This window comes from Bradyrhizobium sp. AC87j1 (assembly GCF_002936975.1).
Lineage (GTDB): Bacteria > Pseudomonadota > Alphaproteobacteria > Rhizobiales > Xanthobacteraceae > Bradyrhizobium > Bradyrhizobium shewense.
This window is the reverse complement of sequence record NZ_PTFE01000188.1, coordinates 1-5,640: the sequence shown is the minus strand read 5'-3', so window position 1 is coordinate 5,640 and position 5,640 is coordinate 1. Positions and strand designations below refer to the sequence as shown.

Below are 5,640 nucleotides of genomic sequence, written 5' to 3'. Positions count from 1 at the left end.
ATCAGGACCTGCCGTTCGAGCAGGTGGTGGAGATCGTGCAGCCGCCCCGGGCTCTTGATCACACGCCGTTGTTGCAGGTGATGCTGGCCTGGGAGAACAATGCGGTTGGAGCATTGGACCTGCCGGGGCTGAGTGTCGAAGCTGCCGGGGACGAGCTTGATCAGGTCAAGTTCGATCTGGAGCTGAGCCTTGGCGAGCATGGCGAGGAGATCGCCGGAACGCTGGCTTATGCCACGGCGCTGTTTGATCAGGCGACGATCGAGCGGCAGCGTGGTTATCTGCTGGCGCTGCTGCGGGCGATGGCTGCCGATCCGCAGCAAGAGGTCCGCCGGATTGAGTTGCTCTCGACTGCCGAGCGCACGTATCTGCTGGAGGAGCTGAACCGGACGGCGGCGCCGTATCCTGCGGAGCGGTGCATCCACGAGCTGTTCGAGGCGCAGGTGCACAAGGCGCCGGATGCGGTGGCGGTGGTCTGCGACGATGAGCGGCTGAGCTATGGCGAGCTCAATGCGCGGGCCAACCGCCTGGCACATCACCTGATCGCCCTCGGGGTCGGGCCGGACCAGCCGGTTGCGATCTGCGTCGAGCGCAGTCCGATGATGGTGGTGGGCCTTTTGGCGATCCTGAAGGCCGGCGGGGCGTATATGCCGCTGGACCCGGCCTATCCGTCGGCGCGGCTGCATCAGGTGCTCGACGATGCGGCGCCGCGGCTGCTGCTGGCCGATGTGGCCGGCCGTGCCGCCTTCGGCGCGGATGTGCTGGCCAATGTGAGCGTGGTGGAGCTCGATGCTGCGGCGCCGGCCTGGGCCAGCCTGCCGGATGCGGATCCTGACCCGCGCGCGCTCAGCCTGACCTCCCGCAATCTCGCCTATGTGATCTACACCTCGGGATCCACGGGCACGCCCAAAGGGGCACAGAATGAGCATCGGGCTATCGTTAATCGCCTGATCTGGATGCAGAACGCCTATGGTCTGAAGGCAACAGACGTCGTGTTGCAGAAGACGCCATTTAGCTTCGATGTCTCGGCCTGGGAGTTCTTTTGGACTTTGCTTGAAGGGGCAACGCTGGTAGTAGCGCCGCCCGGTGCGCACAGAGATCCCGATGCATTGGTCGACTTGATCGTCAGCCAGCGCATCACGACGGTTCACTTCGTGCCATCCATGCTGCTCAGCTTTTTGGATGCGAAGGGTGTTGACCGCTGCACATCGCTGCGGCGGGTTTTATGCAGCGGCGAGGCGCTCCCTGCCGCCAGTGTGCATAGGATTCGGCGCGTATTGCCCTGGACGGCCCTGCACAATCTCTACGGTCCGACTGAGGCCGCGATCGACGTTACATCCTGGAGCTGCCCGGCGGAGTTTGATGAGGCCATCGTCCCGATTGGCCGTCCTATTGCCAACACGCGGGTCTACTTGCTGGATGGTCATGGCGGGCTGGTGCCGTTCGGCGCGGCGGGCGAGCTTTACATTGGCGGGGCGGGGGTGGCGCGGGGCTACCTGAACCGCCCTGAGCTGACCGCGGAGCGGTTCATCCCCAGTCCCTTTGTCGAGGGCGATCGGCTGTACCGGACCGGCGACCTTGCACGTTATCTGCCGGACGGCAATCTTGAGTTCCTGGGCCGCAACGACGACCAGGTGAAGATCCGCGGCTTCCGCATCGAGCCCGGTGAGATCGCGGCGCGGGTTGCCGAGCACCCGTTCGTGCGCGAGGCGGTGGTGGTGGCGCACGAGGGCCCCGGCGGCGAGCAGCGTCTTGTCGCCTATGTGGTGTGTGCGCCTGAAGCAGCTTCGAACGGGCTGGATGGAAGCGAACTTGCCGGCGGTTTGCGCGCACACATAAGCGCGCACCTGCCGGACTACATGGTGCCATCGGCGTTCGTGCGGCTGGCGGCGCTGCCGCTGACGGTAAATGGCAAGCTGGATCGCAAGGCGCTGCCGGCGCCGGACGATGAGGCGTATGCGCATCGCGCCTATGAGCCGCCACAGGGCGAGATGGAGACGGTGCTGGCGCAGATCTGGGCCGAGCTGCTGGGGCTGGAGCGGGTCGGACGGGACGACAACTTCTTCGAACTAGGAGGGCACTCGCTCTTGGCGGTGCAGATGATCGAGCGTCTACGGCGGCGGTCACTGCGCATCGAGGTGCGCACCTTGTTCGTCAAGCCGGTGCTGGCGGATCTGGCTGCAAGCCTGGGCCGCCATCACGAGGTGGCGGTCCCGGCCAACCTGATCACCGAGCGGAGTGCGGCGATCACGCCGCAGATGTTGCCGCTGATCGAGCTGACGCAGGACGAGATCGACCGGATCATCGCCACGGTACCCGGCGGGGTTTGCAACATTCAGGACATTTACGGCCTGTCGCCGCTGCAGGACGGCATCCTGTTCCATCATTTGCTAGCGGCCAAGGGCGATCCATACCTACTGCTGTCGCAGATGGCGTTTGCCGAGCGCGGGCTGCTCGATCGCTATCTTGCCGCGGTCCAGCGGGTGGTGGATCGGCATGACATCCTGCGCACCTCGTTTGTCTGGGAGGGGCTGTCGCGGCCGGCCCAGGTGGTGTGGCGGAAGGCGCAACTGGAGGTGACCGAGGTCCAGCTGGATGGCGCTCATGGTGCTGGCGCCGAGCAGCTTAAGGAGCGGTTTGACCCGCGCCGGCACCGCATCGAGCTTGGCCGGGCGCCACTGCTGCGGTTTGTGATGGCGCGCGAGCCCGGCAGCGCGCGCTGGCTGCTGCTGGAGCTGCAGCATCATCTGATCGGGGATCACACCACGCTGGACGTGATGCATGCTGAGGTCCGGGCCGAGCTGGAGGGGCGCCAGCATGAGCTGACGGCGCCGCAGCCGTTCCGCAATCTGGTGGCGCAGGTGCATCTACGCGGTGATGCCGAGGCGGACGAAGCGTTCTTCCGGGAGCTGCTGGCCGACATCGACGAGCCGACTACGCCGTTCGGCTTGAGCGAGGTGCGCGGCGACGGCGGCGGGGTTCGAGAGGCGCATCGGATGCTGCCGCCGGCGCTCCATGCGCGGCTGCGGGACCAGGCGCGGCGGCTGGGCGTCAGTCTGGCGAGCCTGTGCCATCTGGCGTGGGGGCAGGTGGTGGCGCGCAGCAGCGGCCGCGAGCAGGTGGTGTTCGGCACGGTGCTGTTCGGCCGCCTGCAGGGCAACGCCGGCGCCGACCGCGCCATGGGGCTGTTCATCAACACGCTGCCGCTGCGGCTTGATCTTGATGGGACCGCGGTCGAGGCGAGCGTGCGGACCACCCACGCCCGGCTGGCCGAGCTGCTGGCACATGAGCAGGCCTCGCTGGCGCTGGCGCAGCGCTGCAGCGCCATTGCGGCGCCGGCGCCGCTGTTCAGCGCGCTGTTGAACTACCGCCACAACACCGCGGCGGTCGCCCCCGCAACCGATGACAGTCTGGTGGGCGTGGAATGGCTGGGCGGGGAGGAGCGCACCAATTATCCGCTGACCTTGTCGGTGGAGGATTTTGGCGAGGCGCTCGGGCTGACGGCGCAGGTGGCGGAGCCTATCTCGGCGGATCGGATCTGCGGCTACATGCAGCGGGCGCTCGAGCAGCTGGCAGAGGCGCTGGAGCGGGCGCCGAACACGCCGGTGCGGGAGCTGGACATCCTGCCGGCTGAGGAGCGCACCTATCTGCTGGAGGAGCTGAACCGGACGGCGGCGCCGTATCCTGCGGACAAGTGCATCCACCAGCTGTTCGAGGCGCAGGTGCAGAAGGCGCCGGAGGCGGTGGCGCTGGTCTGTGAAGATGAGCGGCTGAGCTATCGTGAGCTCAACGCGAAGGCCAACCGCCTGGCGCATCATCTGATCGCCCTCGGGGTTAGGCCGGACCAGCCGGTGGCGATCTGCGTTGCGCGCAGTCCGATGATGGTGGTGGGGCTCTTGGCGATCCTGAAGGCCGGCGGGGCATATGTGCCGCTGGACCCGGCCTATCCGTCGGCGCGGCTGCGCCAGGTGCTGGAGGATGCGGCGCCCCACCTGTTGCTGGCCGATGCGGCGGGACGATCGGCGCTCGGCGACGATGCGCTACTCGATCTGACGGTAGTGGATCTGGCGGCGGCGACGCCGAAATGGGCAAATCTGCCGGCGTCGGATCCGGACCCGCGTGCGCTCGGCCTGACCTCGCGCCATCTCGCCTATGTGATCTACACCTCCGGATCCACCGGAACGCCCAAGGGCGTCATAGTCGAGCACCGGAGCGTGGTGCGTCTGGTGGTGGGGAACGATTTCGTTGAGATTTCGCCGCGGGACGTCTTTCTCAATGCGTGCTCACCGACATTCGATGCGGCCACGTTCGAGGTGTGGGGAGCCTTAGCGAATGGCGCAAGTACTGTGCTCTATCCTGAGCGTTACGTCTCCACGGCAACGCTGGCCCAGCTCATCCGAGACCAAGGCATCACCATCGCTTGGATGACTGCGCGGTTGTTCGACGTCTATGTCGGGGAGGGGCGGAGCACCAATAGGCTGCAGCAACTGCTGGTCGGAGGCGAAGAGGTCTCAGTCACTTCCATCAAAGCATGTCAGAAGCGACATCCGACGCTGCGAATCTCAAATGGCTACGGCCCGACAGAGAATACCACCTTTAGTCTCTGCTATCCGATGCCAGCTGGCCTCGATGACCAGCAACGGGTGCCACTGGGGCGACCAATCCGGAATTCGGTGGTGTATCTGCTTGACGGTCATGGTGCGCCCGTTCCGTTTGGCGCGGTCGGGGAGCTCTACGTCGGCGGGGCGGGGGTGGCGCGCGGCTATCTGAACCGGCCCGAGCTGACCGCGGAGCGGTTCATCGCCAGTCCCTTTGTGGACGGCGACCGGCTGTACCGGACCGGCGATCTGGCGCGCTATCTGCCGGACGGCAATCTTGAGTTTTTGGGCCGCAACGACGACCAGGTGAAGATCCGCGGCTTCCGCATCGAGCCCGGCGAGATCGCGGCGCGGGTTGCCGAACACCCGTTCGTGCGCGAGGCGGTGGTGGTGGCGCACGAGGGCCCCGGCGGGGACAAGCACCTTGTCGCCTATGTGGTGTGTGCGCCTGAAGCAGCTTCGAACGGGCTGGATGGAAGCGAGCTTGCCGGCGGTTTGCGCGCACACATAAGTGCGCACCTGCCGGACTACATGGTGCCATCGGCGTTCGTCCGGCTGGCGGCGCTGCCGCTGACGGTGAACGGCAAGCTGGATCGCAAGGCGCTGCCGGCGCCGGACGATGAGGCGTATGCGCATCGCGCCTATGAGCCGCCGCAAGGCGAGATCGAGACCACGCTGGCACAGATCTGGGCCGAGCTTCTGGGGCTGGCGCGGGTCGGACGCCACGACCACTTCTTCGAACTGGGAGGGCACTCGCTGGTGGCGGTGCAGCTGATCGAGCGGCTGCGGCGGCGGTCGCTGGGGGTCGACGTGCAGACGCTGTTCGCCACGCCGGTGCTGGCCGATCTGGCCGCAAGCCTCGGTCGCCATCACGAGGTGGCGGTCCCGGCCAACCCGATCACCGAGTGGAGTGCGGCTATCACGCCGCAGATGTTGCCGCTGATCGAGCTGACGCAGGACGAGATCGACCGGATCATCGCCACGGTACCCGGCGGGGTTTGCAACATTCAGGACATTTACGGCCTGTCGCCGCTGCAGGACGGCA

General features: G+C 66.5%; 1 protein-coding gene. It reads left to right on the top strand.

Annotation, left to right across the window (positions count from 1 at the left end; genetic code table 11):
• Nucleotides 1-5,640 (top strand): non-ribosomal peptide synthetase (locus CV770_RS40305; protein ID WP_146101458.1); only part of this gene is annotated, 5,640 nt, incomplete at both ends.